Below are 25,807 nucleotides of genomic sequence, written 5' to 3'. Positions count from 1 at the left end.
AGGGGGGACCCTGTGGGAGAGTAGGACGCCGCCGAACAATCATTGTGGGAAAGCCCCGCACCTTATGGTGCGGGGCTTTTCTGCGTTTACGGGCATTTCAAGTGCCGCCAGTGCCGCCGTCACTGCTCCGGGGTCACCAGGCGGGTGTCGTACGCCAGGATCACTGCCTGGACGCGGTCGCGGGCGCCGGTCTTGGCCAGGACGCGGCTGATGTGGGTCTTCACCGTAGATTCCGCGAGGTGCAGGCGTTCGGCGATCTCCGTGTTCGTCCATCCCTGGCCGATGACCGTGAGGATCTCGCGTTCCCGGTCCGTCAGGGACTTCAGGCGGTGGTCCTCGTGCGGCTCGCCCTGGGCGGTCGTCGTTGCGGGGAGGTGGTGGATGTACGCGTCCAGGAGGCGGCGGGTCAGGCTCGGGGCCACCACCGCGTCCCCGCTCGCGACCGCGCGGATGCCGGAGAGCAGCTCCTCGGGCTGGGCGTCCTTGACGAGGAAGCCGCTGGCGCCGGCGCGCAGGCCCTCGTACGCGTACTCGTCGAGGTCGAAGGTCGTGACGATCAGGACGCGGGTGCGGGCGCCGGTCGCGACGATGCGGCGGGTGGCCTCGATGCCGTCGAGGCCGGGCATCCGGATGTCCATCAGGACGACGTCCGGGCGGTAGCGGTCCACGAGGCGGATCGCCTCGGTGCCGTTCGGCGCCTCGCCGACGACCGTCATGTCGTCCTGGCTCTCCAACAGCATGCGGAAACCGAAGCGTTGCATGGCCTGGTCGTCCGCGATCAGCACCGTCGTCACGAGGGGGAGTCCTCCAGGGGAAGTCGAAGTCGTACGCGCCAGCCGCCTTCGGGCAGCGGTCCGGCTTCGAGTGTGCCGTCGTAGAGCTTGGCGCGCTCGTGCATTCCTGTGATGCCTTGGCCCGGGCCCGGGCCGGGGGCACCATTCAGTTCCGTCTGGCTTTGGGCGGTGTTCGTTACGTCCGTTGTCACCGCCGCCTCGGTGTACGTGAAGACGACCGTGGACTCCGCGCCTTCCCCTGCGTGCTTGAGCGTGTTCGTCAGGGCCTCCTGGACCACCCGGTAGACCGTCAGTTGGGCGCCGGCAGGGAGGTCTTGGGCGGGGCCTGTGGTCTCCAGGCGTACCGGCAGGCCCGCCTTTCGTACGCCGGTGATCAGGGCGTCCAGGTCGGCCAGGGTGGGTTGGGGGTCGCGTACCGCCTCGGTGCGTAGGAGGCGGCGGAGCTCGGCGAGGGCCTGGCGGCTGGTCGTGCCGATGGCGTCGAGGGCCTCGGCGGCACGTTCGGGGTTCTTGGCCGCCGCGTACCGACCGCCGTCGGCGAGGCCGGTGATGACGGAGAGGTTGTGGCCGATGATGTCGTGCATCTCGCGGTTGATCCGGTTGCGTTCGGCGGCGGCGGCGAGCTGGGCCTGCTGGTCGCGCTCGATTTCGAGACGGCGGGCCCGGTCGATGAGTGCCGCGGTGTAGTCCTGGCGGGAGCGGACGGCGATGCCGAGGAGGGCGACCATCGCGTACGCCCACAGGGTGGGGACGACCTGCTGGTCCCAACTGCCCTGCGGGAAGCGGGCCGCCCCCACCACCAAGGGTGGGGCGAGGAGGGCGAGGGTCCACAGGAGGGTGCGTGGAGGGCGGCGGAGCGCGATGTGGAAGACCACGATCATCTGGAGGAGACCGGCCTGGAGGAACGCGCCCGTCCAGTTGCTGAGCAGCGCCGCACCCGCCATCACCGCGAGGGCGGTGAGGGGGTGGCGGCGCCGCCAGAGGAGGGGCAGGGCGAAGGCCAGGCTCATGGCCACGACGAGGCCGACGGGTACGGACGGGTCCCGGGCGATGTTCCGCCAGCCGCCCGACGCGTCGATCAGGGCCGCCGCCGTCCAGAAGGCGGTGAGCAGTCCGTCCCAGACCCAGGGGCGGCGCGTGTCGTAGGCCCGTACGCCTTCGGTCTGCCGCTGGATGGAGCGGCTGAGCGGTGCCGTCTGCCGTGCGGGGTGCGGTGCTGGGGGCGGTGTCGTCTGCGGCGTCGGCTGCGGTTCGGGGGTGGTTTCCGGGCTCACCCCGCCATCCTCATACGTCCCGTCGCTTCAGCAACAGCGCCGGGGCGATCAGAGCCGCTGCCGCCCACAGACACAGGGCGAGCAGTGCGGCGCCCGGGGAGGCCGCGTTCGGCAGCGGGGTGGCGGAGCCGAGGGCGCCGGCCGCCTGGGTGGGGAAGTACCGGATCGCCGTGTCCACGGCGTCGTACGGGAGCATCCCGAGGACCTCCGGCAGGATCATGACGCCGCCGATGAAGGCGCCGATGCCGCCCGGTACCGAGCGGAGCGCGGCGCCGAGACCGAGGGCGAGGACGCTGAGGAGCGTGACGCCGGCGGCGTTGCCCGCGATGGCGCCGAGGACGCCGTCGTCGGCGAGGGAGGCGGCCTGGTCGGTGTCGGAGAGGAAGATCTGCGCGACGAGGAAGGTGATCAGGGCGGTCACGAAGGAGACGGTGAAGACGACTGCCGTGAAGACGGCGGCTTTTGCCCGGAGGACGGGGGTCCGGCGCGGTACGGCGGTGAGGGAGGCTCTGATCATGCCGGTCGAGTACTCGCCCGCGGTGACGAGGATGCCGAGGACGGCGAGGCAGATGCCACCGAGCTGGGAGCCGTAGAGGGTGAGGATGACGGTGTCGACGTCGGAGTCGCCGCCGTCGGGGGTGTAGGTGGCGCCCATGAGGATGCCGACGCCGAGGAGGAAGGCGACCGAGGCGAGGACGGTGATCCAGGTGGAGCGGACCGTCCACAGCTTGTGCCACTCGGAGCGGAGGACTCGGGCCGGGGTGATGGCCGCGGTGATGGCGGGGACGGTGGTCGCTGGGGTGGTCATGCGGCTGCTACTCCTTGGTATTCGACCGAGTCGTGGGTGAGGTCCATGAACGCCTGCTCCAGGGAGGCGGTCTGCGGGGTGAGTTCGTACAGCGGTACGCCATGGGTGGCCGCCGTGCGGCCGATCGCCTCCGCGTCGGTGCCTGTGACGCGGAGGGTGTCGGGGGACTCGCCGGGCTCCGTCGTGATCGCCGCGCCGGGGAGCAGTTCGCGCAGGCGCGCCGGTTCGGGGGTGACGACCTTGACCGAGGCGCCGCCCGACTGCCGTACGAGCGCTTCGACGGTCGTGTCGGCGAGGAGGCGGCCCTTGCCGATGACGATCAGGTGGTCGGCGGTCAGGGCCATCTCGCTCATCAGGTGGGAGGAGACGAGGACGGTACGGCCGTCGGCGGCCAGGGACTTGAGGAGCGTACGGATCCATCGCACGCCCTCCGGGTCGAGGCCGTTCACGGGCTCGTCGAGGACGATCGTGCGCGGGTCGCCGAGGAGCGCGGCGGCGATGCCGAGGCGCTGGCCCATGCCGAGGGAGAAGCCCTTGACGCGGCGGCGGGCGACTTCGGTCAGGCCGGTCAGGCCGAGGACGTGCTCGACGCGGGAGCGGGGGACGCCGTGGGTGTGGGCGAGGGCCATGAGGTGGTGGTACGCGGAGCGGCCCGGGTGGACCGAGCGGGCCTCCAGGAGCGCGCCGACCTGGGTGAGGGGCGCGGGGTGGGCGGCGTAGGCGCGGCCGTTGATCGTCGCGCGGCCGCGGGTGGGGGCGTCGAGGCCGAGGAGCATGCGGAGGGTGGTGGACTTTCCGGCGCCGTTGGGGCCGAGGAAGCCGGTGACGGTGCCGGGGTGGACGGTGAAGCTGAGGTCCTGGACGACGGTCCTGTTCCCGTACCGCTTGGTGAGTTCGTCAGCTCGGATCATGTCCACGACGCTACGGAGCGGGCGGCGGGGGATCGTCCGACCGGGGGTGGGGGGTCGCGGGAGGGGCGTAGTACCGGGGTACGACGGCCGCCCGTACGGCCCCAGGGCCGTGGAAAGCAGTTGTCGGGGGTGGTGGGCTGCACCGAGGATCGGGGCATGCGCTATCTGATACGTACGATCCGTGCCGACGAGTGGGAGCTGTGCCGTGAGATCCGGCTCGCGGCACTGCAGGACCCGGTGGCGAAGATCGCCTTCCTCGACACGTACGAGGACGCCGTGACGCGGTCCGATTCCTTCTGGCGGGAGCGGGCGGAGGGCGCGTCGGAGGGCGCGTCGGAGAGCGGGGGGAGCGTCCGGCAGTTCGTGGCCGAGGCCCCGGACGGGAGTTGGGCGGGCACGATCACGCTGCTGGTGGAGCGGCCGTCGGACGAGCCGCGGTTCGGGGCGCCGGCGAAGACCGACCAGACGCACATCGTGGGCGTGTACGTGCGGCCCGAGGCGCGGGGTACGGGGGTGATCGACGCGCTGTTCCGGGCGGGGGTGGAGTGGTCCTGGGCGCTGCCGGAGCCGGTGATCGGGCGGGTGCGGCTGTACGTCCACGAGGACAACGCGCGGGCCGCCACGTTCTATCGGCGGTTCGGGTTCGTCGAGACGGGGGAGCGGGTGGCGGTGCCGGGGGACGCCGACGCACTCGAGGTGGAGTACGAGGTGCTGCGGCCGGCCGGTGACGCGGCCTAGCTCGGGTGCGGGGGTAGCTGGGATCCTGGTGGTTCCAGCGAACTCGGTGGAATCGTGCAGGAGTTGATGCCGGGTGATCCGGCGGCGATCGGTCCGTACCGGCTGACGGGGCGGCTCGGCGAGGGTGGGATGGGCCAGGTCTTCCTGGGGGTGTCCCGTAGTGGCCGGCGGCTCGCGGTGAAGGTGATCCGGCCCCAGATCGCCGCCGATCCCGGCTTCCGCGAGCGGTTCCGGCGCGAGGTGGCGGCGGCGCGGAGCGTGGGCGGGTTCTGGACCGCGCCGATCGTGGACGCCGATCCGGACAGCGCGATGCCCTGGGTGGCCAGCGACTACATCGAGGCGCCCGACCTGGGGCGGCTCGTGCTCGACGAGGGGCCGTTGGACGAGCGGGCGTTACGGTCCCTGGCCGCAGGCCTCGCCGAGGCCTTGGAGGCGGTCCACCGGACCGGGCTCGTCCACCGGGACCTGAAGCCGTCGAACATCCTGGTCACCGGGGACGGGCCCAGGGTCATCGACTTCGGGATCTCGAAGGCGGCGGAGGGGGCCACGACGCTCACGGACACGGGCCTGGTGGTCGGTACGCCCGGCTTCATGAGCCCCGAGCAGGCCTCGGGTGCGAGGGTCGGGCCGGAGAGCGACGTCTTCTCGCTGGGTGCGGTGCTGGCGTTCGCGGCGTCGGGGGACGGGCCGTTCGGGGTGGGCAGCGTGCCCGCGCTGCTGTACCGGGTGGTGCACGACAAACCTCGGCTCGACGGGGTTCCGGAGGGGCTGCTGGGGGTGGTGGCCGCATGTCTGGAGAAGGAGCCGGGGCGGCGGCCGTCGGCCACGGAGTTGCTGGATCTGCTGAGCGGGGCGCGTGCGAGCGAGCCTCGCCCCGACGCCCGTCGGGCTGCTGTCGCTCCTACCGCGCCGGTCACCGAGGTGGACGATGCAGCTGATGTTCCTGACGAGTTCGAGCTGCGCACCGGCGTGCTCCGGAGGGCGGGCAAGGGGACGAGTTTCGGGACCGGGTTGATTGTGGGCGGAGTTCTCCTGGTCTTCCCGGGGACCCTGGTGGCGGCACTGGCTGTGGACTCGGCGATGTTTCTCATGGTCCTCGTGGGCGGCCTGCTCCTGATGGGGGTGGGGTTGCTCGTGGTGAAGAGACAGCCCCCCGTCGAGCGGTTCGTCACGCTCTCCCCGGAAGGGGTGCGGTGCCGGGTGGGGGAGCTGGAGTGGTGGGCCGACTGGGATGACGTCGAGCGCATCACGCTCAAGCCCCCGAAGAAGATGGCCGGGTCGGAGTCCCAGTGGTCCCTGTCGGCCGTCCTGTGGCCCGGGACGGCGGTCCCGCCGGCCTTCGTGGAGGGCGTGGCGGCCGGCAACAGGGCCGGCATGCCGCTGGCGTTCACGGAACAGGACGACGTGCGGGGCGGACTGCGGCGCCTGGACGAGGCGTTGCGGCACTACGCCGACGGGCTGTACGAGCGTCACGACGCCCTGGCCGACCTGCTCGACGGCCCGCGGCGGTAGCGCTGGTCCCGGCCAGCCTTGCGGCCTTGCGGCCTCGCGGCCCTGCACCCTGTGGCCGGTCTACCCCTGGACGAGCTGTTCCTGCCAGCGGGCGCGGGCCTGTTCCTGGGAGCGGAGGAGGGCCAGGGTGGGCAGGCCGGTGTCCTGGCCGCTCGCCAGGAGGTCCGGGAGCTGGGGGAGCGGGGCCACGGCGGCGGCGTCGTCGAGGACGAGGGTCAGTGGTGGGTCGAGCCGACCGTCGGATGACCGTGCGGCCATGCGGCGGCCGTGCTCGACCACGCTTGCGGTGAGGGCGGTGAGCAGAGGCATCGCGCCGGGGCGGCTGCGCGGGTCCTCGATCGGTTCACCGACCACATAGAGCGTGCCCCCTTCGGCGACGAAAGATTCCAGCGTCAGCGAATCAGTTCGATTCGGGGTGCAGGCGTCCCTGATGTGGATGGAGGAGAGCGCGGAGAGGGTCCGCGCGGTCAACTCCTGGGCGATCTCGCGCCGTTCCGGGTGCGCGGTGAGCGCCGACTCCAGGAGCCCGGCGTGGCCCGGGGCTGCCTTGGGGTGCGTACGGAGGATCCGTACGGGTTCGTGGGCGCCGGTGCCCTGTGCCCAGCGGTGGACCTGCTTGAAGGGGCGGTCGTCCAGTGCGGCGGCGTGCAGCCAGCAGCGCAGGAGCGTTTCCGCGGTGTCGGCCACGGCGGCGTCCAGGCGGGACGGCGGGCGTACGGGGGCGAGGAGGGCGACCGCCCGTTCCTGGGCCCGCGCCGGGTCCTCGCAGCCGGCGGACGGGGACCAGTGGAGGCGGGCGGGGGTGTCGCAGAGGTGACCGGGGTCGTAGACGAGGACGGGGCCGAGCTTGCCGCGGGCGTCCTTGGTGTCGGCCCACAGGGTCGGGTCGGAGGTGACGACGAGGACGGCGCCCTCGGCGTCCTGGAGGGCCTGCAGGGCGGCGGGGCGGCGGGTGGCGGGGGTGCCGTAGACGAGCCCGGTGCGCGGGATCTGAGGGGCGGGGGTCACAACGGGCGGGGCGGCGGCGACCACTTCGGTCACGTCAGCCACATACGCCCCCTCCGCCTCGTCGACGGGCTTCCGAGGCGCGGGCGGCGCCATGACCTCCGTACGCTCCACCCGTTCCACCGGCCTCTCGGCCTGCGGCGCCCTCTCCTCGTACGTCCCCCGACGCCTCCCCGTCCGTACCGTCCTCCACCGCGCCAGCGTCCCCACCACGAACACCGTGAGCACCACGAGCACCATCAGCTCGCCGATGAGCAGGCCCCAGAACAGCCCGTACCCCGAGAGTTCGCCCGCCGGGGTGTCCGGCCAGGCGGCCGCCAGGTCTTGGGGGCCGCTGATCAGGGCGCGGACGGCCGTGGGGGTCCGGGTGAACGTGACTCCCTCCGGCCAGGCGCCCTTGGAAAGCAGGGCGGCCAGGCCGGTCGCCGTCCAGACGAGCACCGTCAGGCCGACGGGGATGCCGACCAGGGCGAGGACGAGCCCGTCCGGCACCCCGCCCTGCTGCCCGCCGCCCTGCTGTCCGCCGTGCTGCGCGTTCTGGTGTCGTTCCTGCGTGGTCTTCCGCATCGTTCGTTCGCTCGCTCACGCCACCGTCGACCGGGACGGGTCGTTCAGTTGCTGCTCGATCATGGAGGCGCGCTGCTCCGCCTCCCACTCCGCGGCCTGGAGGTCGTCCGGAAGGGGGTGGTCGGGAACCGAGGACTCGGTCATGGCGCGGTCGGTGTAGACGAGCGGGCGTTCCCTCTCGGTGATGAGGTGTTTGACCACCTGCACATTGCCGTTGACGTCCCAGACGGCGATGCCGGGGGTGAGGGTCGGGATGATCTCGACCGCCCACCTCGGCAGGCCGAGCACCCGTCCCGTAGCCCTGGCCTCGTCGGCTTTCTGGGCATAAATGGTCCGGGTGGAGGCCATCTTGAGGATCGCCGCGGCCTCCCGGGCCGCCGCGCCGTCGACGACGTCCGAGAGGTGGTGGACGACCGCGACGAAGGACAGGCCGAGCCGCCGGCCGAACTTGAGCAGCCGCTGGAACAGCTGCGCCACGAACGGGCTGTTGATGATGTGCCAGGCCTCCTCGACCAGGAAGATGCGCTTCTTCCGGTCGGGGCGGATCCAGGTGTGCTCCAGCCACACGCCGACGATCGCCATCAGGATGGGCATGGCGATGGAGTTGCGGTCGATGTGGGACAGGTCGAAGACGATGAGCGGCGCGTCGAGGTCGATGCCGACGGTCGTCGGGCCGTCGAACATGCCGCGCAGGTCGCCGTCGACCAGCCGGTCCAGGACGAGCGCGACGTCCAGGCCCCAGGCGCGGACATCGTCTATGTCGACGTTCATCGCCTCCGCCGACTCCGCCTCCGGGTGCCGGAGCTGCTCGACGATGTCGGTCAGGATGGGCTGGCGGTCGGTGATGTGGTCGTTGACGTACGCGTGGGCGACCTTGAGCGCGAAGCCGGAGCGCTCGTCGAGGCCGTGGCCCATCGCGACCTCGATGATCGTACGGAGCAGGGCCAGCTGCCCTGTCGTGGTGATCGACGGGTCGAGCGGGTTGAGCCGGATGCCGGCGTCGACGGCGACCATCGGGTCGAGGCGGATGGGGGTTATTCCCAGCTCCTGCGCGATGAGGTTCCATTCGCCGACGCCGTCCTCGCCCTGGGCGTCGAGGACGACTACCTGCCGGTCGCGGAAGCGCAACTGCCGTAGGACGTACGTCTTCTCCAGCGCGGACTTGCCGTTGCCGGACTCGCCGAGGACGAGCCAGTGGGGGGCCGGGAGCTGCTGGCCGTACAGCTGGAAGGGGTCGTAGATGTACCCCTTGCCGCTGTAGACCTCGCGGCCGATGATCACGCCGGAGTCGCCGAGGCCGGGGGCGGCCGTCGGCAGGTAGACGGCCTGGGCCTGGCCGGTCGAGGTGCGGACGGGCAGGCGGGTCGTCTCCACCTTCCCGAAGAGGAAGGAGGTGAAGGTTTCTGTGAGGGCGGAGAGTGGATCTCGCATGTGCACGGGCCCCTTAGCGGCTGGCGTGGCGTGGCTGGCGGCTAGTGGCGGGTGGCTAGCGGCGGATGCCGGTCGCGAACGGCAGGGTGTTCACAAAGGCCCGGTGGTGCTCGCGGTCGCACCACTCCAGCTTCAGGTACGACTTGCCCGCGGAGGCCCTGATCGTGCGCTTGTCCCTGGCGAGGGCTTCGGGGGAGCGCGACGACACAGTGATGTACCCGACGAGGTTGACTCCTGCCGCTCCGCTGGCGAGATCTTCACCCCGCTGGTCGAGCCGGCCGTGCGCGGCGATGTCGCGCGGGTCGACCGTGCGGTTCATCTTGGCCTGGCGGGAGGCCTCGGCCTCGTCGTTGGTCTTCTCGGTGAGCATGCGCTCGATGGCGACCTCGGTGGGTTCGAGGTCCATCGTCACCGCGACCGTTCGGATCACGTCGGGGGTGTGGACGAGGAGCGGGGCGAGGAAGTTGACGCCGACGGGGGTCATCGGCCACTCCTTCACCCAGGCGGTGGCGTGGCACCAGGGGGCGCGGGTCGAGGACTCGCGGGTCTTGGCCTGGAGGTAGGTGGGCTCCATGGCGTCGAGTTCGGCGGGCCAAGCGTTTCGTTTCGTCATCGCCTGGATGTGGTCGATGGGGTGGTCCGGGTCGTACATGGAGTGCACGAGGGAGGCGGCCCGGGACTGCCCGAGGGGCTGCCGTACGCGGATGTCGGCCTCGGCGAGCCGGGCGCAGATGTCGGTGAGCTCGCGGGCCATGACGACGGCGAGGCCGGCGTCGCGGTCGAGCTTGCGGGCGCCGGAGGTGTGGCGGGCGGCGCGGGCCATGGCGTTGGCCTCGGCGGCGAGTTCGCGGGTGTAGTGCATGCACGCGACGAGGTAGGCGCGGTGCTGCTCGCTGGAGGTGGAGACCATCGACTGGAGCTGCTCGTACGACTCCTGGAGCCAGCCGGGGGCCTGTGCGTCGCCGCGCTGGGCGACGTCCTTTGCGTGGGCGTCGGGGTCGGCAGGGAGGGTGCGGGCGAGCATCTGGATGCGGGTGACGAAGCCGTCTCCGTTGGCGACGTGCTTGAGCAGCGTGCCGAAACGGTCCACCAGGGCTTCCTGGTCCTCGCTGTCGCGCAGGCCGACGCCGGGGCCCTCGATCTCGATGGCGGCGGTGACGGTGCGGCGGTCGGCGTGCAGGAGGACGGCGATCTCGTCGGGGCCGAAGGGCGCGGAGAGCCAGTTGATCCGGCCGATGCCGGGGGGCGGGCCGACCTCGACCTCGCGGCCGTCGAGTCGTACGCCGGCCTCGGCGGCGGTGGAGCGGTAGGCGGTGCCGCGCTTGAGGGACCGCTTGTAGCTGCGGTTGATTTCAAACCATTTGTAGAAGGTGCGGTGCTTGTACGGGACGTACACGGCGGCGAGCGCGAGGACGGGGAAGCCGGCGAGCAGCGCGATCCGCAGGGGCAGGGCGGGGACGAGGAGTCCGCTCATCATGCCGAGGAAGGCGCCGGCGATGATGAGGGCGATCTCGCCGGTCTCGCGGTTCTTGCCGACGATCGCGTTCGGCCGGGCTCGGCCGATGAGATACGTACGGCGGGGCGCGACCGGCTGGGACTGGGTCGTCAACGCCCTCCACCTCCTGTGCTTCCTGTGGATCCGGTGTTCCTGCGGCTGCTGTGCGGGGTGCCCGCGGTGGGGCTGCTGCTACGCGGCGGGGGTGCGGCGGAGGGGACAGATCCGCCGCCGCCCCCGGCGTTCCCGGCGCTGCCGCGGCTGCTGTGCGCGGCGACTCCGCCGGAGAGCGGGTTGGCGGGGCGTGGGGCGCCGCCGCTGTTCTGGTTGCCTCCGCCGCCGCTGTCGCGGGTGCTGTGGGTCTTGATGCCCTGGGAGACGAGGGAGGCGGGGGAGGAGAGGACGGCCGCGGCGGCGTTCTCGCCGGCGCGGTGGACGCGGTTGTTGCGGGAGGCGACGATCTCGTCGCCGAAGCCGGGGACGAAGCGGTAGATCATCGCGGAGGCGAAGATCGCGAGCAGGATGATCGCGAGCCCGGAGACGACGGCGGAGAAGGAGTCGGGGCCGGTCCCGGAGGAGAGCGCGCCGGCGAGGCCGAGGACGATGACGATGACCGGCTTGACCAGGATGATCGCGATCATGATCCCGGCCCAGCGGCGGACGTGGCCCCACATGTTCTTGTCGACGAGGCCGGAGTAGACGACGACGCCGAGGAGGGCGCCGACGTAGAGCATGACGGCGCGCAGGAAGAGTTCGAGGTAGAGGACGCCGGCGGCGAGGATGCTGACGAGCGAGACGATGATCAGCATGATCGGCCCGCCGCCGATCTGGTCGCCCTTCTGGAGGGCTTCCTTGAAGCTGCCGAAGAAGACGTCGGTCTGTTGACCGGTGCCGGCGGCGATGACTTCGGTGACGGCGTCGGTGGCGTTGACGACGGTGTAGAGGATGAGCGGGGTGAAGGCGGAGGCGAGGACGGTCAGCCAGAGGAAGCCGATGGCCTCGGAGATGGCGGTGGTGAGGGGGACGCCTCGGATGGCTCGCTTGGCGACGGCGAGGAGCCAGAGGAGGAGGGTGAGGAAGGTGGCGGCGGCGAAGACGATGGCGTAGCGGCCGAGGAACTCGAGGTTGGTGAAGTCGACGTCGGCGGTCTCTTTGACGGCCTTGGAGAGCGCGTCGACGATCGAGACGGCGGCGTCGGCGCAGCCGCGGGCGAGGGAGGCGAGGGGGTCGAGGGAGGCGGTGGGGTCGGGGGTGGAGCGGCTGCCGGAGCCGGGTTCGCCGTTGGTGCAGTACTCCTTGGCCGGCCCGATGAGCAGATCGCAGGGATCGTTGTTCGTGCCGGGGGACGGCGTCGGGGTGGGTGTCGGCGCGGCGGTGGCGCGGGCCGCGAACACGAAGACTGCCGTCTGGGCGGCGACGACGGCCGCGATGACGGGGCGGGTGTGACGGGGACTACCGCGCATAGGTGAAGCCTCCGAACTCCTCCACGGCCTTGCTGATCTCGTCGGCGGTGGAGGCGGCGACGTCGCCCGGGACGGGGGCCGGCCCGTCCTTCTGGCTGTCCGCGGAGATCTTCCAGTCGTCGTTCGTCCAGCGCAGGTCGAAGGTCCAGGTCTTCCAGGTGGTGCTGACCGGGTCTGTCGAGCCCGGCCCGGACATGCCGATCAGGCCCGTGTACCAGACGGACACCTTGGCGGTGTCACCGTCGAAGCTCTCGACCTTGGTCCCCACGGGGATCGTCCGCGTGACGAAGGTGTTGCCGGTCGGCGGGTTCCCCTGCGCGTCCAGCCCCAGCCTCTTGAGGAAGTCGGCGGAGTAGGCCTCGTCCTGAGGGCCTTTCAGGCGTGCTGCCGCCTCGGGCGTGTAGACGGTGTCCACGATCTGGTGACGGCTGACCGGTTTGAACATCCCGTCAGAACCCAGCGCCACCGCATAGTTCGACGCCGCGCTCTGCGCCCCCTGCTCGTCCCGTGCGAAGCCCGTCGGGATCGTGCCGTTCTTGCCCGGTACCGGGCGGACGCCTGTCGCGGCTGTGGGGGTCTGTTTGCCCGAGGAGGGGGTGGAGCCTGAGGTGTTGTCCGTGTCCGGGTCGCCGCCGCCTCTGTTCGCGAAGGCGATCGCGGCGATGAGGAGGACCACCACGCCGACCGCCGTGATCAGTGAGCGTGAGCCGCGCGGGCGGCGTGCGGGGGTGTACGGGTCGCCCGTGCCGCCCTCGGGGAGGCGTGTGCGGGTCTGGCCGGAGCCGCCCATGCCGCTGCCGCCGAAGCCGTCGTTGTCGTCGCCGAGGCTCATGGCGAACACGCCCTCTCAACCGTGTGGTGACTGGACATCAGACTGGACATCAGGAAAAGGAACCGACCCCGGAAGTCAGACGGCCATCCCGTACACGATCGTGAACAGCGTTCCCAGCGAGCCGATGATGAAGACGCCGGTCAGGCCGGCCACGATCAGGCCCTTGCCCTGTTCCGCGCTGAACGTGTCCCGGAGCGCGGTCGCGCCGATGCGCTGCTTGGCCGCTCCCCAGATGGCGATGCCGAGACAGAGCAGGATGGCCACGGCCATCACGACCTCAATCATCACCTTGGCTTCATTGCCCAGGCTCCCGAAAGGCCCCCAGTTCGGGGCGATTCCACCGATGATGGTGGTGATGTCGCCCTCTTCGGCCGCCAGGTACATGTAACTCACCGCCCCTGTTGGGTAGTTCGTCGCCCCTGCCCGATGGCATGGGTCATCGCCCTATCTTCGCTGATGAAACCGCTCGCGTGTGACGGCTTGACGGCTCTCTTTACCCGATCCCCGCACATGTGACCGGTCCGACCGTCTTGACCTGCGACGGTGTGGCCGGTTTCTATGCGAGGAAGCGTATGGTCACTCTGTGTATCACGGAGGGTGACTCCGGGCAATGACTGTCGTTGTTGCACTCTTGGGGTGGTGGCGCGGCAGGTCAGGCGTATGACGCGACCAGGCGCGCGAGGTGACGGCCCGCCAGGAGCAGCGGGGTCTCCGAGCGGGTGACCTGCGCGGTGACCTCGGCGCCCTCCAGGGTGTTGATGACCGTCGCCGCGAGGTCCCGGGCCTCGGGGTCGGGGAAGCCGCAGCCGAGGAGCTTGTCCGCGACGACGCGCTGCCAGGCCAGGAACGCCTCGGCGCAGGCGCGTTGGATGGCGTTGTCCGTGCCGAGGGTCTCCAGCGCGGCCGCGGTGACCGGGCAGCCGTCGACCCAGCCGGAGTCGCGGAGTTCGCGGGCCAGGAGGCGGGCGCAGGCGTCGACCGCGGCGGCGGGGTCGTCCTCGTCGTCCAGCGCGGTACGCAGCATCGCGGCGAACTCCTCGCGGCTGTGCGCGATCGCCTCCACCGCCACGGCCTCCTTGCCGCCGCGGAAGAAGTGGTACACGGAGCCGAGGGTGGCCTCCGCCTCCTGGGCGATCTGCTTGATGCCCGTGCCGACGTAGCCCTGGCGCTGGATGAGGCGGGCGGCGGTGACGACGATCCGCTCGCGGGTGCCGCGGGTGCTGGTCTGCATGTGGTGATTCTAGCGATGCGCGCGTAGTGAGTAGAGCGTTCGTTTTAGGAGTGTGCTAGCGTCCGGTTCCGTTGCTGGATAGAGCGTTCGTTCTAGGGAGCTGTCATGCGTCACCAGAACTCCGTCACCGTCATCGGCCTCGGCCCCATGGGGCGCGCCATGGCCGCCGCCTACCTCGATCAGGGCTACGACGTCGCGCTGTGGAACCGCACCCCGTCCCGCGCCGACGAGCTCGTGCGCCGTGGTGCCGTCCTCGCGGCCTCGCCCGGCGAGGCCGTGGCCGCCAACGAGGTCGTCCTCCTCAGCCTCACCGACTACCAGGCCGTGTACGACGTGCTGGGCGGCGTCGATCCCGCCCTTCTCGCCGGGCGGGTCCTCGTCAACCTCAGCTCCGACACCCCCGACCGGGCGCGCGCCGCGGCGGACTGGGTTCGGGAGCGCGGGGCCGTGCAGCTCACCGGCGGGGTCCTCACGCCGCCGTCCGGCATCGGCCGGCCTGGCTCCTCCACCTTCTACAGCGGGCCGCGCGACGCCTTCGAGGCCCACCGCGCCACCCTCGAAGTCCTCACGGAGACCGACCACCGCGGCGAGGACCCCGGGCTCGCCGCGCTCTACTACCAGCTCAACATGGTCATGTTCTGGACCTCCCTGAGCGGCTACTGGCAGGCCCTCGCCCTCGCCGACGCGTACGGCATCACGGCCACGGACCTCCGGCCGCACGCCCTCGGCGCGCTCGACCTCCAGCAGTTCGTGGAGTTCTACGGGCCCCGCGTCGACGCCGGCGACCACTCCGGAGACGTCGACCGCCTCGCCATGGGGCTCGCCAGCGCCGAACACGTCGTGCACACCGTCACCGACGCCGGTGTCGACGCGGCGCTCCCCGCCGCCGTCGCCGACCTCTTCCGGCGCGGTGTCGCGGCCGGGTACGGGGACGCCAGCAGCTCCAGTCTTGTGGAGGTGCTCAAGGGGCGGGAGTCGCACGCCCGCTGACTTTGTCCGAAACGGTGACCGGCAGCCCGTCCGCGGGGCGGGTGCCGCACCTAGACTTGTCGCTCGATGGACTGCCAAGACCCCAGGGGTGGTTGACGGTGCGTAAGGCGCGCAAGGCCTGGCTGGTGGCCGGTGGGGTCTTCGGCGTGTGCCTCGGCTTCGTCGCGCTGCTCGTCGTCGGTACGTACTCCGCCGCCGCCGGACTCATCGGGGGCGCCGGGGACGCCAAGAACGGCACCGTCGCCCTGGCCAAGGGCGCCGTGCCCGCCGCGTACCAGGGTCTGGTGCAGCGGTGGGGGAACCTCTGCCCGGCCATCAACCCGGCCCTGCTCGCCGCCCAGCTCTACCAGGAGAGCGGCTGGAACCCGAGGGTCGTCTCGCCCGCCAACGCCATGGGCATCGCCCAGTTCATCCCCGGCACCTGGGCCGGGCACGGCATCGACGGGGACGGGGACGGCGACCGGGACGTGTGGGATCCCAAGGACGCGATCCCCTCCGCCGCCACCTACGACTGCGAGCTCGCCGGCTATGTGAAGGACGTGCCGGGCGACCCGACGAACAACATGCTCGCCGCGTACAACGCCGGCGCCTACCGGGTCATCAAGTCCGGCGGTGTGCCGCGGATCACCGAGACCCAGAACTACGTCCGCATCATCCGGTCGCTGGAGAAGAGCTTCGCCCGGCCCGTCGGCCGCGTCGAGCCCTCGCGGCAGGCCGCCGGAGCGATCTATTACGCACAGCAGAAGCTCGGCACCCTCTATCTGTGGGGCGGCACCGGCACCGCGGCTCAAAATGGCCGATTCGATTGCTCCGGGCTCACCCAGGCCGCGTACCTCTCGGTCGGGATCGAGCTGCCGCGCGTCGCCAACGACCAGTACAACGCGGGCCCCCATCCCTCCCGCGACGAGCTGCTCCCCGGCGACCTGGTCTTCTTCTCCGACGACCTGACCAACTCCCGCGCCATCAGGCATGTCGGCATCTACGTCGGCGGCGGCTACATGATCGACGCCCCGCGCACCGGGGCCGTCATCCGCTTCGACAAGATCGACACGCCTGACTATTTTGGTGCCACCAGGGTGACGAAGGACGGCGCCGCGGCGCTTCCCACTCATCTGCCGCAGACCTGACGGACCGTGGCTCCCTGGCCGGAACTCTCCGTTAAGCACAGGCCCTGAGCTGCGACGACGAGTCACTCTTCGGTAACGTCAGGGCGATCATCGACTGCGGGCGGAACGCGCGCGTCAGACGGTTCGTTCGATTCACGTGACAAGGCAAGGGGCAGCAGTGGCTGGACTCGCATCGGATGGTTCCAACCCCGATGTCAGCCTGCTCTACGACATCAACGGGCTTGCGCGGGAGGCCCCGCCCTGGCTCGACCGTGTCATGGGCTTCGTGGGCGAGTACGGGATCATGCTCGCCCTCGTCATCGTCGCGCTCTGGACCTGGTGGAGCGTCCGCCGCCGCGACACCCTCGCCGACTCCGTCTCCGGGTTCGCCTCGCTCGTCTGGGCTCCGCTCGCCGCCGGCGTCGCGGTCCTCGTCAACATCCCCATCCGCGGCTTCGTCGAGCGGCCCCGACCGTTCAACGACCACCAGGGCCTCGAAGTCCTCGTCTCCGGCAAGACCGACTTCTCCTTCGTCAGCGACCACGCCACGCTCGCGATGGCCATCGCCGTCGGCGTCTTCATCGCCCACCGCAAGCTCGGCCTCCTCGCGATCGCGCTCGCCTTCGCCGAGGGCTTCTGCCGGGTCTACATGGGCGTTCACTACCCGACCGACGTCATCGGCGGCATCGCCCTCGGTACGGCGGTGGCGCTGCTCCTCGCCCCCGTCGCTCACGCCCTGCTGACCCCGCTCGTCTCCGCGATCGCCCGCTCCCGGCGCGGGGCGCGCCTGGTCCGCTCCCGGAGCGCCGCCGCACGGTCCGCCGTCCCCGAGACGCTCGACATCCCCGAGCCCCGGGTCGGTTCTGGACCTGAGGACAACGACCTCGCCGCCTAGTCGGCAGCTTCGAGCGATCCCCTAAGCCATGCCTTAAACCGTCTGTCGCGTCGCGTCCGTGTGGGCCGCCGCGTCCGTCCGGGCCTTGTCCCTCGATCTTCGCGCCGGGCCGGTCCAACCACAGCTGCAGCGAGCGACAGCGAAAGAGCCGCGTTCCGTCGTGGTGGCGTGGTGCGGAGCTTGGTGGTGCACGCATCCACCGTACTGCGCGTGACGGGTCGCCCGAGCCGTCGTTATGCGGATCGGGCGGGTCCCGGACAGACAGCGGTACGGCGTTGGGGGTTGGCAGGCGATGGTGGTGCGGAGGTACGGGTTCAGAGGCGGGGCGTGGGCCGTCGCCGCCGCACTGATGGCCGGCGGTTGCGCCGGACCCGAGGACCCCGCCCCCGGCGGCGACCCCACCGAGACCGTGCGGGGCGCGGCCGAGGTGCTGACCCGGGCGGGCACCGCCAAGACGAGCACCAGCATGGAGATGGCCACCGGCGGGACGCGGGTCACCATCCGGGGCGAGGGCGCGTACGACTTCCGGCTCCGTACAGGACGGCTCCAGGTCGTCCTGCCCAAGGACGCCGCCGGAGCGGACGAGCACCGGCCCGTCACCGAACTCCTCGTCCCCGGCGCGCTCTACATGAAGAACCGCGGCGCGGGCGTCCCGACCGACAAGTGGGTACGGGTGGACACCACCACCCTGGACGACGGCAACCTCGTCACCGGCGGGGCCACCGACCCGGGCGCCGCCGCCGAGCTGCTGCGCGGCGCGCAGCGCGTGACGTACGTCGGCCAGGTCGACCTGGCAGGGGTGAAAGTCAGCCACTACCGCGGTGTCGCCGACCTCGGGGCGGCCGCTCGGGCCGCCTCGCCGCAGGTGCGCGGCTCGCTCGCCGCGGCGGCGAAAGGGTTCGCCAAGGACTCCGTGCCCTTCGACGCGTACCTCGACGCGGAGGGCCGGCTGCGGAAGGTCCGGCACCAGTTCAGCTTCGCCAACAAGGACCGTACGGTCGCGGTCGCGTCGACGACCCTGCTGTACGGGTTCGGCACCCCCGTCGACGTACGGCTGCCGAGTCGCGGGGACATCTACGCCGGGAAGATCGAGGTATAGCCCGGCGGCGCGAAGCCACCCCCAGGCCATTGCCGAAATGGTCCGGACGAGTCATGCGCGTTGCGTGGCGCGCTCCCTACGCTGGGAGACCGACGCCGGCAGGAAGAGGTGAACGCGCGTGGCCCCGCCCAGTACCGCGACCGTGCCCACGGAACAGGACCGCGTCGCGCTCGCCGAGATCGAGCTGTGCGGTGAGCTGATCATCGCCGCGTCGGCGGCCGACGGGGAGCGGCTCAGCGCGGACCGTATCGACGAGGTGCTGCGGGTCGACGCGAAGCCCGTCGATGCGGAGCCGGTGGTCACGCAGCGGGCGGTCGCGGAGTCGGTCGACACGAAGCCGGTCGACACGGAGCGGGCCGAGCGTTGCTGATCGACCGGGGCGCCGTCGCCGGCGGCCCCGGGCTCTCAGGTACGCAGCATCCGCGCGATGGCCTTGGTGGCTTCCTCGACCTTGGCGTCGATCTCGTCGCCGCCCTTGGTCGCGGCGTCGGCGACGCAGTGCCGCAGGTGCTCCTCCAGGAGCTGGAGCGCGAAGGACTGGAGGGCCTTCGTGGAGGCCGAGACCTGGGTGAGTATGTCGATGCAGTAGGTGTCCTCGTCGACCATCCGCTGCAGACCGCGGATCTGGCCCTCGATCCGGCGGAGCCGCTTGAGGTGCTCGTCCTTCTGCTTGTGGTAGCCGTGCACGCCGTGATCGTGGTCGGTCGTGGGTGCCGTCGTGGGTGCGGAGGCTTCGGGGGTGACCTCGGCCGCCTCGGTGGTCGTCATCGCGTCCTCCCGTTGTCCAGAAAGGGTGTGTATACCCCTCGTGGGTATATGGTACCGATCCCCGCCGATCCGGGCGGGGGCCCGTGCAGATCACTGTGCCTGATGGGCGACACTGAAGGGACGCCGGTTAGCCGTGGCCGGATGATGCGCCTAGCATCAGCCTGACCTAAACCCAGCACCCCGAGGACCCCACGTGCGATTTCGTCTGACCCCCAGGGAGACGAGCTTCTACGACATGTTCGCCGCGTCCGCGGACAACATCGTCACGGGCTCGAAGCTCCTGATGGAACTGCTCGGAGCGGAGCCTTCCGCCCGGGCCGAGATCGCGGAGCGGATGCGGGCAGCGGAACACGCGGGTGACGATGCTACCCACGCGATCTTCCACCAGTTGAACTCCTCGTTCATCACACCCTTCGACCGCGAGGACATCTACTCCCTCGCTTCCTCCCTCGACGACATCATGGACTTCATGGAGGAGGCCGTCGACCTGGTCGTCCTCTATAACGTCGAGGAACTCCCCAAGGGTGTCGAGCAGCAGATCGAGGTGCTGGCCCGGGCTGCGGAGCTGACCGCCGAGGCGATGCCGCACCTGCGGACGATGAACAACCTCACCGAGTACTGGATCGAGATCAACCGGCTCGAGAACCAGGCCGACCAGATCCACCGCAAGCTGCTCGCCCATCTCTTCAACGGCAAGTACGACGCCATCGAGGTGCTCAAGCTCAAGCAGATCGTGGACGTCCTGGAAGAGGCGGCCGATGCGTTCGAGCACGTGGCGAACACGGTGGAGACCATCGCGGTCAAGGAGTCCTGAGGCTTCGTGGACACCTTCGCGCTGATCGTGACCATCGGTGTCGCGCTCGGCTTCACATATACGAACGGCTTCCACGACTCGGCGAACGCCATCGCCACCTCGGTCTCGACCCGGGCGCTGACCCCGCGGGCGGCCCTGGCGATGGCCGCGGTGATGAACCTCGCCGGCGCGTTCCTCGGCAGCGGGGTCGCCAAGACGGTCAGTGAGGGCCTGATCGAGACGCCGCACGGCGACAAGGGGATGGGCATCCTCTTCGCCGCGCTCGTCGGCGCGATCATCTGGAACCTGGTCACCTGGTACTTCGGTCTGCCGTCCTCCTCCTCGCACGCGCTGTTCGGCGGCATGGTGGGCGCGGCGCTCGCGGGCGGTACGGAGGTGATCTGGGGCGGCGTGCTCGACAAGGTCATCATCCCGATGTTCATCTCGCCGGTGGTCGGTCTGGTCGCCGGTTACCTGGTCATGTGCCTGATCATGTGGATCTTCCGCAAGTCCAACCCGCACAAGGCGAAGCGCGGTTTCCGTATCGCCCAGACGGTGTCGGCGGCGGGCATGGCCCTCGGCCACGGTCTGCAGGACGCCCAGAAGACGATGGGCATCGTGGTGATGGCCCTGGTCATCGCCGATGTGCAGCAGTCGGGCGACGACATCCCGGTGTGGGTGAAGATCGCGTGCGCCGTGATGCTCTCGCTGGGTACGTACGCGGGTGGCTGGCGGATCATGCGGACGCTCGGCCGGAAGATCATCGAGCTGGACCCGCCGCAGGGGTTCGCGGCGGAGACGACGGGCGCGACGATCATGTTCGGCTCGGCGTTCCTCTTCCACGCGCCGATCTCGACGACGCACGTCATCACGTCCGCGATCATGGGCGTGGGGGCGACGAAGCGGGTGAACGCGGTGCGGTGGGGTGTCGCGAAGAACATCATCCTGGGGTGGTTCATCACGATGCCGGCGGCTGCGCTGGTCGCGGCGCTCAGTTATTACGTGGTGCGGCTGTTCTTCGGGTGACGGCCGACTTCGGGTGACGGCCGGAAGGCCGACGCCCCCCTGGGGCAAATGGTTGGGCCCGGCTCTCCTGTTGGAGAGCCGGGCCCATTCGTCTTGCGGTGGCACCGCCATGCAGCACCGCAGGACGTGTTACCCGGAATCGTGGTGACCCTGTGCCGGGGGCGTTGGTGGTTGCCCCCGGTGGTGGGTACACACGTGCCGGATGTCTGTTTATCCGAAGCGGCCCGAGATGTAGTCCTCGGTCGCCTGGACAGTCGGGTTGGAGAAGATGCGCTCCGTGTCGTCCAGCTCGATGAGCTTGCCCGGCTGGCCCACGGCCGCCAGGTTGAAGAAGGCCGTGCGGTCCGAGACGCGGGCGGCCTGCTGCATGTTGTGCGTGACGATGACGATCGTGAACCGTTCCTTCAGCTCACCGATCAGGTCCTCGATCGCGAGCGTCGAGATCGGGTCGAGGGCCGAGCAGGGCTCGTCCATCAGCAGGACGTCGGGCTCGACCGCGATCGCGCGGGCGATGCACAGACGCTGCTGCTGACCGCCGGAGAGGCCGGAGCCCGGCTTGTTCAGCCGGTCCTTGACCTCGTTCCAGAGGTTCGCGCCCTTGAGGGAGCGCTCGACGATCTCGTTGAGCTCGGCCTTCTTGTACGAGCCGTTGAGCCGCAGGCCCGCCGCCACGTTGTCGAAGATCGACATGGTGGGGAACGGGTTCGGGCGCTGGAACACCATGCCGACCGTGCGGCGCACGGCGACCGGGTCGACCCCGGCGCCGTACAGGTCCTGGTCGTCCAGGAGGACCTTGCCCTCGACGCGGCCGCCGGGGGTGACCTCGTGCATGCGGTTGAGGGTGCGGAGGAACGTGGACTTGCCGCAGCCGGAGGGGCCGATGAAGGCCGTCACCGAGCGGGGCTCGACCGTCATGGAGATGTCGTCGATCGCCTTGTGGGCGCCGTAGTACGCGGAAAGGCCGCTGACGTCGATTCGCTTGGCCATATCAATTCACTTCCAGGGTCGCCGCGTCAGCGGCTGGTCTTGGGGGCCTTCCAGCGGGCGATGCCGCGGGCCACCATGTTGAGGATCATGACGAAGGCGATCAGGACGAGCGCGGCGCCCCAGGCACGGGACACGGCGGCGTCGGTGCCGACCGCGTACTGCTCGTACACGTAGAGCGGCAGCGAGGACTGGGCGCCTTCGAAGGGGTTCGGGTTGATCAGCTTCGTACCGAACACGAGGAGCAGGACGGGGGCCGTCTCACCGGTGATGCGGGCGACCGCGAGCATGACGCCCGTGGTGATGCCGCCGATCGCGGTGGGCAGGACCACCTTCAGGATCGTGCGCCACTTCGGGATGCCGAGTGCGAGGGAGGCCTCGCGCAGCTCGTTCGGGACGAGCTTGAGCATCTCTTCGGTGGAGCGGACGACGACCGGCATCATCAGGATCGCGAGGGCCATCGCGCCGGCGAATCCGGAGGGCCCGAAGCCCAGCATCAGATTCCAGGTGGCGAGGATGAACAGACCCGCGACGATCGACGGGATGCCCGTCATGACGTCGACGAAGAAGGTGACGGCCTTGGCGAGCTTCCCGCCGCCGTACTCGACGAGGTAGACCGCGGTCAGCAGGCCGATCGGCGCGGCGATCAGGGTCGCGATGGCGACCTGCTCGATCGTGCCGAGCAGCGCGTGGTAGACACCGCCGCCGGCCTCGGCGTCGAGGACGCCGTTCATCGAGTGGCTCAGGAAGTACGGGTCGAGGACCGCGATGCCCTTGCTGATCGTGACCCAGGCCAGCGAGAGCAGCGGGATGACGGCCAGGATGAAGCAGACCCAGACGAGGCTGGTGGCGACGCGGTCCTTGGCCTGACGGCTGCCCTCGACCTTGGAGGTGATCGCGTACGTCCCGAGGACGAAGAACAGCGCGGCGATCAGGCCCCACTGGATGCGGCTGTGCCAGCCGGCTGCGAGGCCCAGGCCGACGGCCGCGGCGATCGAGCCGATGGCGATGGCGAACGGAGTCCACTTGGGGAGCCGGGCGTGGCTGAGCGGATCGCGCTTCACGGCGATTTTCACGGGCGGGCGATCCTGTATGGCGTTGTGGCTCATGCGTTGGCCCCCGAGTACTCCTTGCGGCGACCGATGATCCACCGGGCCGCGCCGTTGACCAGCAGCGTGATGACGAAGAGGACCAGACCGGAGGCGATCAGGGCGTCACGGCCGAAGCTGTCGGCCTCGTTGAACTTCGCCGCGATGTTCTGCGCGAAGGTGCCGCCGCCCGGGTCGAGGAGGTGGCCCGAGAGGAGGAAGCTCGGGGAGAGGACGACGGCGACGGCCATCGTCTCGCCGAGCGCGCGGCCGAGGCCGAGCATCGAGGCGCTGATGATGCCGGAGCGGCCGAAGGGGATGACCGACATCCGGATGACCTCCCAGCGCGTGGCGCCGAGGGCGAGGGCGGCCTCTTCCTGCATCTGCGGGACCTGGAGGAAGACCTCACGGGTGACGTTGGTGATGATCGGCAGGATCATGATCGCCAGCAGGATGCCCACGGTGAAGAGGTTGCGGGCGGGGCCGTCGCTGGCCTTGTCGAAGATGTAGGTCCAGCCGAAGTACTCGTTCAGCCACTTGTTGAGGCCGTCGAGGTACGGGACCAGGAAGATCGCGCCCCACAGGCCGTAGATGATGCTGGGGACGGCGGCGAGCAGGTCGACCACGTACGCGAGCGGCTTGGCCAGCTTGCGCGGGGCGTAGTGCGAGATGAAGAGCGCGATGCCGATCGCGACCGGCACGGCGATGAGCATCGCGATGATCGACGAGACGATCGTGCCGAAGGCGAGGACCGCGATGCCGAACACCGGCGGGACGCCGGCCGGGTTCCACTCGAAGGTGGTGAAGAAGTTCGTGGAGTCCTTGGAGATGGCAAGGATCGCGCGGTAGGTGAGGAAGCCCGCGATCGCGGCCATGATCACCAGGAGGGTGATGCCGGAACCTCGGGACAGCCCGAGGAAGACCCGGTCTCCCGCGCGCGTCGAGCTCTTGGCTCGGCGGCTGTTTCGTATGGGTGGTGTGGTTGTCGTAACCATCGGTCTCTCCGGTCTGCGGAGCCGGTACGTGCGTACGGCTCCTGGCGGCGGTGCACCGGATGCCGAGGCCGGTCCGTCACCCGTGGGTGGCGGACCGGCCCCGGCCGGGGATCAGGACAGGGTGGGGACGATCTCGCGGACCTTGGCCGCGATGTCGGCCGGGAGCGGGGCGTAACCGGCCTCGGAGAGGATCTTCTGACCCTCCTCGGAGACGGTGTAGTTGAGGAATGCCTTCAGGGTCGGCAGGGTCTCCGCCTTGTTGCCCTTGTCGCAGGCGATCTCGTAGGTGACGAGGATCAGCGGGTAGGCACCCTCGGCCTTGGTGGCGTAGTCGAGGGAGAGCGCCATGTCGGAGCCGGTGCCCTTGACCTTGGCGGCGGCGATCGCCTTGGAGGCGTTCTCCGAGGTGGCCGCGACCGGGGCAGCGGCGCCGGTGTTCAGGCTGACCGTGCTGATCTTGTTGGCGGTGGCGTAGGAGAGCTCGAAGTAGCCGATGGCGCCTTCGGCGTCCTTGACCGCGGTGGCGACACCGGAGGAGCCGTTGGCGGCCTGGCCACCCTGGGCCGGCCACGACTTCGACTTCGGGTCGTGCTTCCAGTCGGCCGGGGCGGCCGTCGAGAGGTACTTGCCCAGGTTCTGGGTGGTGCCCGACTCGTCGGAGCGGTGGAAGGCCTGGATCGTGCTGTCGGGCAGCTTGGCGCCCGGGTTCAGCTTGGCGATCGCCGGGTCGTTCCACTTGGTGATCTTGTTGTCGAAGATCTTGGCGAGGGTGGTGGCGTCCAGGACCAGGTTGTCCACGCCGTCCAGCTTGTAACCGATGGCGATGGGGCCACCGACCATCGGGAGGTTGATGCCCTTGCCGGTCTTGCAGATCTTCGCGGACTCGGCGACCTCCTCCTCCTTCAGCGCGGAGTCGGAGCCGGCGAACGCGACCTGGCCCTGGTTGAACTTGGTGATACCGCCGCCGGAGCCGATGGCCTGGTAGTTGACCTCGACGCCGTCACAGGCCTCCTGGAAGTTCTTGACCCAGAGGTCCATCGCGCCCTTCTGCGCGGAGGAGCCCGCGGCGAGGAGCTGGCCCTTGGCGCCGTCGCACTTGATGTTCGACGCGGCCGCCGAGGTCTTGTCGCCGTTCGGCTTGGTCCCGGCGTTGTCGTCCGAGCCACACGCCGAGAGGACGAGGGCGCCGGAGACGACGAGGGCACCGATCGCGGAGGCGCGAAGCCCGTTCATGCGCGAAAGCTTCACTTTCGGGTGTTCCTTCCAGAAGCCGCCAGCCGCGGACCGGGTGTCCTGAACGTTTTACGGCGGCGTGTGTCGGGGTGAGGGCGCGGCGCTGTGCCTGTGCACCCTGTACGACCGAAATTAGGCAGAACAGGTGAAGCGGCCGACGGTTGAGAGTGAACGGAAAGTGAACCGTGCCGGAAGGGCGGGTGCGGAGCCCTCGGGAGGGTGGCGGTACGGGTACGGGGGGTGGTGGCGGTGGGGCGCGAGGGGTGGTGGCGGTCCGGGTACGAGGGCCGGCGGTGCGGGTGCGACGCGGGGTGGGCGGCGGCCGGGCGGGGTCCGGCGGAACGCCTGCCCACTAGTGGGTCGACTGATGCGACAGGAGCGCGTCGAGCAGCTCCCTGTCCCTCGGCTGGGTCAATCGCGCCCGTGCCCGCTCCGGGGCGAGCCAGACCAGGCGGTCGACCTCCTTCGACGGGGCGAAGGCACCGCCCAGGGCCAGGGCCGACCAGTACGTGACCTCCTTCGGGCGCCCGTTCGCCAGGTAGCGGACCATGGGCAGGCGCGGGCCGAGGGCGCAGGAGTGGCCCGTCTCCTCCCGTACCTCCCGCCGCGCGCACTCCTCCGGGGTCTCGCCGCGCTTGAGCTTGCCCTTGGGGTGCGACCAGTCGTCGTACTTGGGCCGGTGGACCAGGGCGATGTCGATGCCGCGGCCCGAGGGGGCGGGGCGCCACAGGACGCAGCCCGCCGCCCGGACCACCCGGTTCAGGCGCTC

General features: G+C 70.2%; 26 protein-coding genes. 9 read left to right on the top strand and 17 right to left on the bottom strand.

The features are described from left to right. Positions 1–119: 119 nt before the first annotated feature. From ACFWRO_RS26640 to ACFWRO_RS26625, 4 genes are read right to left on the bottom strand one after another with little or no spacing between them, the layout of a single operon-like run. The gene (locus ACFWRO_RS26640; RefSeq protein ID WP_384513960.1) at positions 120–794 is read right to left on the bottom strand and encodes a response regulator; all 675 of its coding nucleotides are present in this window, start codon (positions 792–794) and stop codon (positions 120–122) included. Next, on the bottom strand, positions 791–2,068 hold the full coding sequence (locus ACFWRO_RS26635) for a sensor histidine kinase (RefSeq protein ID WP_384513959.1): 1,278 nt from the start codon (positions 2,066–2,068) through the stop codon (positions 791–793). The genes ACFWRO_RS26640 and ACFWRO_RS26635 overlap by 4 nt, the downstream gene beginning before the upstream one ends. A 10-nt stretch (positions 2,069–2,078) precedes the next feature. Beyond that, positions 2,079–2,876 carry an ABC transporter permease gene (locus tag ACFWRO_RS26630; RefSeq protein ID WP_384513957.1) on the bottom strand — a complete coding sequence of 266 codons (798 nt, stop codon included), beginning with the start codon at positions 2,874–2,876 and terminating at the stop codon, positions 2,079–2,081. Further along, positions 2,873–3,787 (bottom strand): ABC transporter ATP-binding protein, encoded by a 915-nt coding sequence (locus tag ACFWRO_RS26625; protein ID WP_384513955.1) that lies wholly within the window; start codon positions 3,785–3,787, stop codon positions 2,873–2,875. The genes ACFWRO_RS26630 and ACFWRO_RS26625 overlap by 4 nt, the downstream gene beginning before the upstream one ends. A gap of 156 nt (positions 3,788–3,943) precedes the next feature. Here ACFWRO_RS26625 and ACFWRO_RS26620 point away from each other — a divergent pair, with 156 nt between their 5' ends. Together ACFWRO_RS26620 and ACFWRO_RS26615 are read left to right on the top strand one after the other, a co-directional pair. Next, positions 3,944–4,525 (top strand): GNAT family N-acetyltransferase, encoded by a 582-nt coding sequence (locus tag ACFWRO_RS26620; protein ID WP_384513953.1) that lies wholly within the window; start codon positions 3,944–3,946, stop codon positions 4,523–4,525. Between the two features lie 54 nt (positions 4,526–4,579). Next, a complete protein-coding gene (locus tag ACFWRO_RS26615) occupies positions 4,580–6,037 on the top strand; it encodes a serine/threonine-protein kinase (protein WP_384513951.1) in 1,458 nt (485 codons plus the stop codon). A gap of 60 nt (positions 6,038–6,097) precedes the next feature. Here the strand turns inward: ACFWRO_RS26615 and ACFWRO_RS26610 are convergent, their stop codons facing one another. The 7 genes from ACFWRO_RS26610 to ACFWRO_RS26580 all read right to left on the bottom strand — a co-directional run bounded on the left by ACFWRO_RS26610 (position 6,098) and on the right by ACFWRO_RS26580 (position 14,061). Then, entirely contained in the window at positions 6,098–7,609 is a 1,512-nt protein-coding gene (locus ACFWRO_RS26610; RefSeq protein ID WP_384513949.1) for a type IV secretory system conjugative DNA transfer family protein, read from the bottom strand. Between the two features lie 15 nt (positions 7,610–7,624). Further along, the gene (locus ACFWRO_RS26605; protein ID WP_384513947.1) at positions 7,625–9,040 is read right to left on the bottom strand and encodes an ATP-binding protein; all 1,416 of its coding nucleotides are present in this window, start codon (positions 9,038–9,040) and stop codon (positions 7,625–7,627) included. Between the two features lie 55 nt (positions 9,041–9,095). Beyond that, positions 9,096–10,649, bottom strand: a complete 1,554-nt coding sequence (locus ACFWRO_RS26600) for an SCO6880 family protein (RefSeq protein WP_384513945.1) — start codon at positions 10,647–10,649, stop codon at positions 9,096–9,098. Further along, entirely contained in the window at positions 10,646–11,998 is a 1,353-nt protein-coding gene (locus ACFWRO_RS26595) for a hypothetical protein (protein ID WP_384513944.1), read from the bottom strand. The genes ACFWRO_RS26600 and ACFWRO_RS26595 overlap by 4 nt, the downstream gene beginning before the upstream one ends. Next, entirely contained in the window at positions 11,988–12,830 is an 843-nt protein-coding gene (locus ACFWRO_RS26590; RefSeq protein WP_384513968.1) for a hypothetical protein, read from the bottom strand. Before ACFWRO_RS26590 ends, ACFWRO_RS26595 begins: the two co-directional genes overlap by 11 nt. A gap of 75 nt (positions 12,831–12,905) precedes the next feature. Next, positions 12,906–13,214: a hypothetical protein gene (locus ACFWRO_RS26585; protein ID WP_260230621.1), complete on the bottom strand. Its 309-nt coding sequence runs from the start codon at positions 13,212–13,214 to the stop codon at positions 12,906–12,908. Between the two features lie 268 nt (positions 13,215–13,482). Continuing rightward, positions 13,483–14,061, bottom strand: a complete 579-nt coding sequence (locus tag ACFWRO_RS26580; protein WP_384513942.1) for a TetR/AcrR family transcriptional regulator — start codon at positions 14,059–14,061, stop codon at positions 13,483–13,485. 105 nt (positions 14,062–14,166) lie between these two features. Here ACFWRO_RS26580 and ACFWRO_RS26575 point away from each other — a divergent pair, with 105 nt between their 5' ends. The 5 genes from ACFWRO_RS26575 to ACFWRO_RS26555 all read left to right on the top strand — a co-directional run bounded on the left by ACFWRO_RS26575 (position 14,167) and on the right by ACFWRO_RS26555 (position 18,521). After that, a complete protein-coding gene (locus tag ACFWRO_RS26575; RefSeq protein WP_384513940.1) occupies positions 14,167–15,051 on the top strand; it encodes an NAD(P)-dependent oxidoreductase in 885 nt (294 codons plus the stop codon). Between the two features lie 98 nt (positions 15,052–15,149). Further along, positions 15,150–16,178 (top strand): NlpC/P60 family protein, encoded by a 1,029-nt coding sequence (locus ACFWRO_RS26570; RefSeq protein WP_384513938.1) that lies wholly within the window; start codon positions 15,150–15,152, stop codon positions 16,176–16,178. A gap of 157 nt (positions 16,179–16,335) precedes the next feature. Continuing rightward, the gene (locus tag ACFWRO_RS26565; RefSeq protein WP_384513936.1) at positions 16,336–17,052 is read left to right on the top strand and encodes a phosphatase PAP2 family protein; all 717 of its coding nucleotides are present in this window, start codon (positions 16,336–16,338) and stop codon (positions 17,050–17,052) included. A gap of 292 nt (positions 17,053–17,344) precedes the next feature. After that, on the top strand, positions 17,345–18,151 hold the full coding sequence (locus ACFWRO_RS26560; protein WP_384513935.1) for a hypothetical protein: 807 nt from the start codon (positions 17,345–17,347) through the stop codon (positions 18,149–18,151). A gap of 118 nt (positions 18,152–18,269) precedes the next feature. Then, the gene (locus tag ACFWRO_RS26555; RefSeq protein ID WP_384513933.1) at positions 18,270–18,521 is read left to right on the top strand and encodes a hypothetical protein; all 252 of its coding nucleotides are present in this window, start codon (positions 18,270–18,272) and stop codon (positions 18,519–18,521) included. Positions 18,522–18,556: 35 nt separating this feature from the next. Here ACFWRO_RS26555 and ACFWRO_RS26550 read toward each other — a convergent pair whose 3' ends face one another. Continuing rightward, positions 18,557–18,919 (bottom strand): metal-sensitive transcriptional regulator, encoded by a 363-nt coding sequence (locus ACFWRO_RS26550; RefSeq protein ID WP_384513931.1) that lies wholly within the window; start codon positions 18,917–18,919, stop codon positions 18,557–18,559. Positions 18,920–19,112: 193 nt separating this feature from the next. Here ACFWRO_RS26550 and ACFWRO_RS26545 point away from each other — a divergent pair, with 193 nt between their 5' ends. Both ACFWRO_RS26545 and ACFWRO_RS26540 read left to right on the top strand, forming a co-directional pair. Beyond that, the gene (locus ACFWRO_RS26545; RefSeq protein WP_384513929.1) at positions 19,113–19,733 is read left to right on the top strand and encodes a DUF47 domain-containing protein; all 621 of its coding nucleotides are present in this window, start codon (positions 19,113–19,115) and stop codon (positions 19,731–19,733) included. A gap of 6 nt (positions 19,734–19,739) precedes the next feature. Next, positions 19,740–20,738 (top strand): anion permease, encoded by a 999-nt coding sequence (locus ACFWRO_RS26540; RefSeq protein ID WP_384513927.1) that lies wholly within the window; start codon positions 19,740–19,742, stop codon positions 20,736–20,738. Between the two features lie 210 nt (positions 20,739–20,948). Here ACFWRO_RS26540 and pstB read toward each other — a convergent pair whose 3' ends face one another. The 5 genes from pstB to ACFWRO_RS26515 all read right to left on the bottom strand — a co-directional run bounded on the left by pstB (position 20,949) and on the right by ACFWRO_RS26515 (position 25,801). Continuing rightward, on the bottom strand, positions 20,949–21,725 hold the full coding sequence (gene pstB, locus ACFWRO_RS26535; protein WP_384513925.1) for a phosphate ABC transporter ATP-binding protein PstB: 777 nt from the start codon (positions 21,723–21,725) through the stop codon (positions 20,949–20,951). Positions 21,726–21,751: 26 nt separating this feature from the next. Further along, the gene (gene pstA, locus ACFWRO_RS26530; RefSeq protein ID WP_384513923.1) at positions 21,752–22,831 is read right to left on the bottom strand and encodes a phosphate ABC transporter permease PstA; all 1,080 of its coding nucleotides are present in this window, start codon (positions 22,829–22,831) and stop codon (positions 21,752–21,754) included. Beyond that, complete coding sequence (pstC, locus tag ACFWRO_RS26525) at positions 22,828–23,805, bottom strand: phosphate ABC transporter permease subunit PstC (protein ID WP_384513921.1); 978 nt, start codon at positions 23,803–23,805, stop codon at positions 22,828–22,830. Before pstC ends, pstA begins: the two co-directional genes overlap by 4 nt. A 111-nt stretch (positions 23,806–23,916) precedes the next feature. Continuing rightward, a complete protein-coding gene (gene pstS, locus ACFWRO_RS26520; RefSeq protein ID WP_384513919.1) occupies positions 23,917–25,053 on the bottom strand; it encodes a phosphate ABC transporter substrate-binding protein PstS in 1,137 nt (378 codons plus the stop codon). A 337-nt stretch (positions 25,054–25,390) separates the two neighbouring features. Then, complete coding sequence (locus ACFWRO_RS26515) at positions 25,391–25,801, bottom strand: NUDIX hydrolase (RefSeq protein ID WP_384513966.1); 411 nt, start codon at positions 25,799–25,801, stop codon at positions 25,391–25,393. Positions 25,802–25,807 lie beyond the last annotated feature (6 nt).

Source organism: Streptomyces sp. NPDC058579 (genome assembly GCF_042718575.1).
Classification (GTDB): domain Bacteria; phylum Actinomycetota; class Actinomycetes; order Streptomycetales; family Streptomycetaceae; genus Streptomyces.
The sequence above is the reverse complement of the archived record's forward strand: the minus strand, read 5'-3'. Positions and strand labels throughout refer to the sequence as shown.

Bases quoted from the DNA above. Each gene is read 5' to 3' on its own strand.
- ACFWRO_RS26610 (WP_384513949.1), bottom strand. From the start codon at position 7,609: ATGCGGAAGACCACGCAGGAACGACACCAGAACGCGCAGCACGGCGGA.
- ACFWRO_RS26625 (WP_384513955.1), bottom strand. From the start codon at position 3,787: ATGATCCGAGCTGACGAACTCACCAAGCGGTACGGGAACAGGACCGTC.
- ACFWRO_RS26605 (WP_384513947.1), bottom strand. From the start codon at position 9,040: ATGCGAGATCCACTCTCCGCCCTCACAGAAACCTTCACCTCCTTCCTC.
- pstB (WP_384513925.1), bottom strand. From the start codon at position 21,725: ATGGCCAAGCGAATCGACGTCAGCGGCCTTTCCGCGTACTACGGCGCC.
- ACFWRO_RS26575 (WP_384513940.1), top strand. From the start codon at position 14,167: ATGCGTCACCAGAACTCCGTCACCGTCATCGGCCTCGGCCCCATGGGG.
- ACFWRO_RS26595 (WP_384513944.1), bottom strand. From the start codon at position 11,998: ATGCGCGGTAGTCCCCGTCACACCCGCCCCGTCATCGCGGCCGTCGTC.
- pstC (WP_384513921.1), bottom strand. From the start codon at position 23,805: ATGGTTACGACAACCACACCACCCATACGAAACAGCCGCCGAGCCAAG.
- ACFWRO_RS26560 (WP_384513935.1), top strand. From the start codon at position 17,345: ATGGTGGTGCGGAGGTACGGGTTCAGAGGCGGGGCGTGGGCCGTCGCC.
- pstA (WP_384513923.1), bottom strand. From the start codon at position 22,831: ATGAGCCACAACGCCATACAGGATCGCCCGCCCGTGAAAATCGCCGTG.
- ACFWRO_RS26590 (WP_384513968.1), bottom strand. From the start codon at position 12,830: ATGAGCCTCGGCGACGACAACGACGGCTTCGGCGGCAGCGGCATGGGC.
- ACFWRO_RS26585 (WP_260230621.1), bottom strand. From the start codon at position 13,214: ATGTACCTGGCGGCCGAAGAGGGCGACATCACCACCATCATCGGTGGA.
- ACFWRO_RS26580 (WP_384513942.1), bottom strand. From the start codon at position 14,061: ATGCAGACCAGCACCCGCGGCACCCGCGAGCGGATCGTCGTCACCGCC.
- ACFWRO_RS26620 (WP_384513953.1), top strand. From the start codon at position 3,944: ATGCGCTATCTGATACGTACGATCCGTGCCGACGAGTGGGAGCTGTGC.
- ACFWRO_RS26630 (WP_384513957.1), bottom strand. From the start codon at position 2,876: ATGACCACCCCAGCGACCACCGTCCCCGCCATCACCGCGGCCATCACC.
- ACFWRO_RS26550 (WP_384513931.1), bottom strand. From the start codon at position 18,919: ATGACGACCACCGAGGCGGCCGAGGTCACCCCCGAAGCCTCCGCACCC.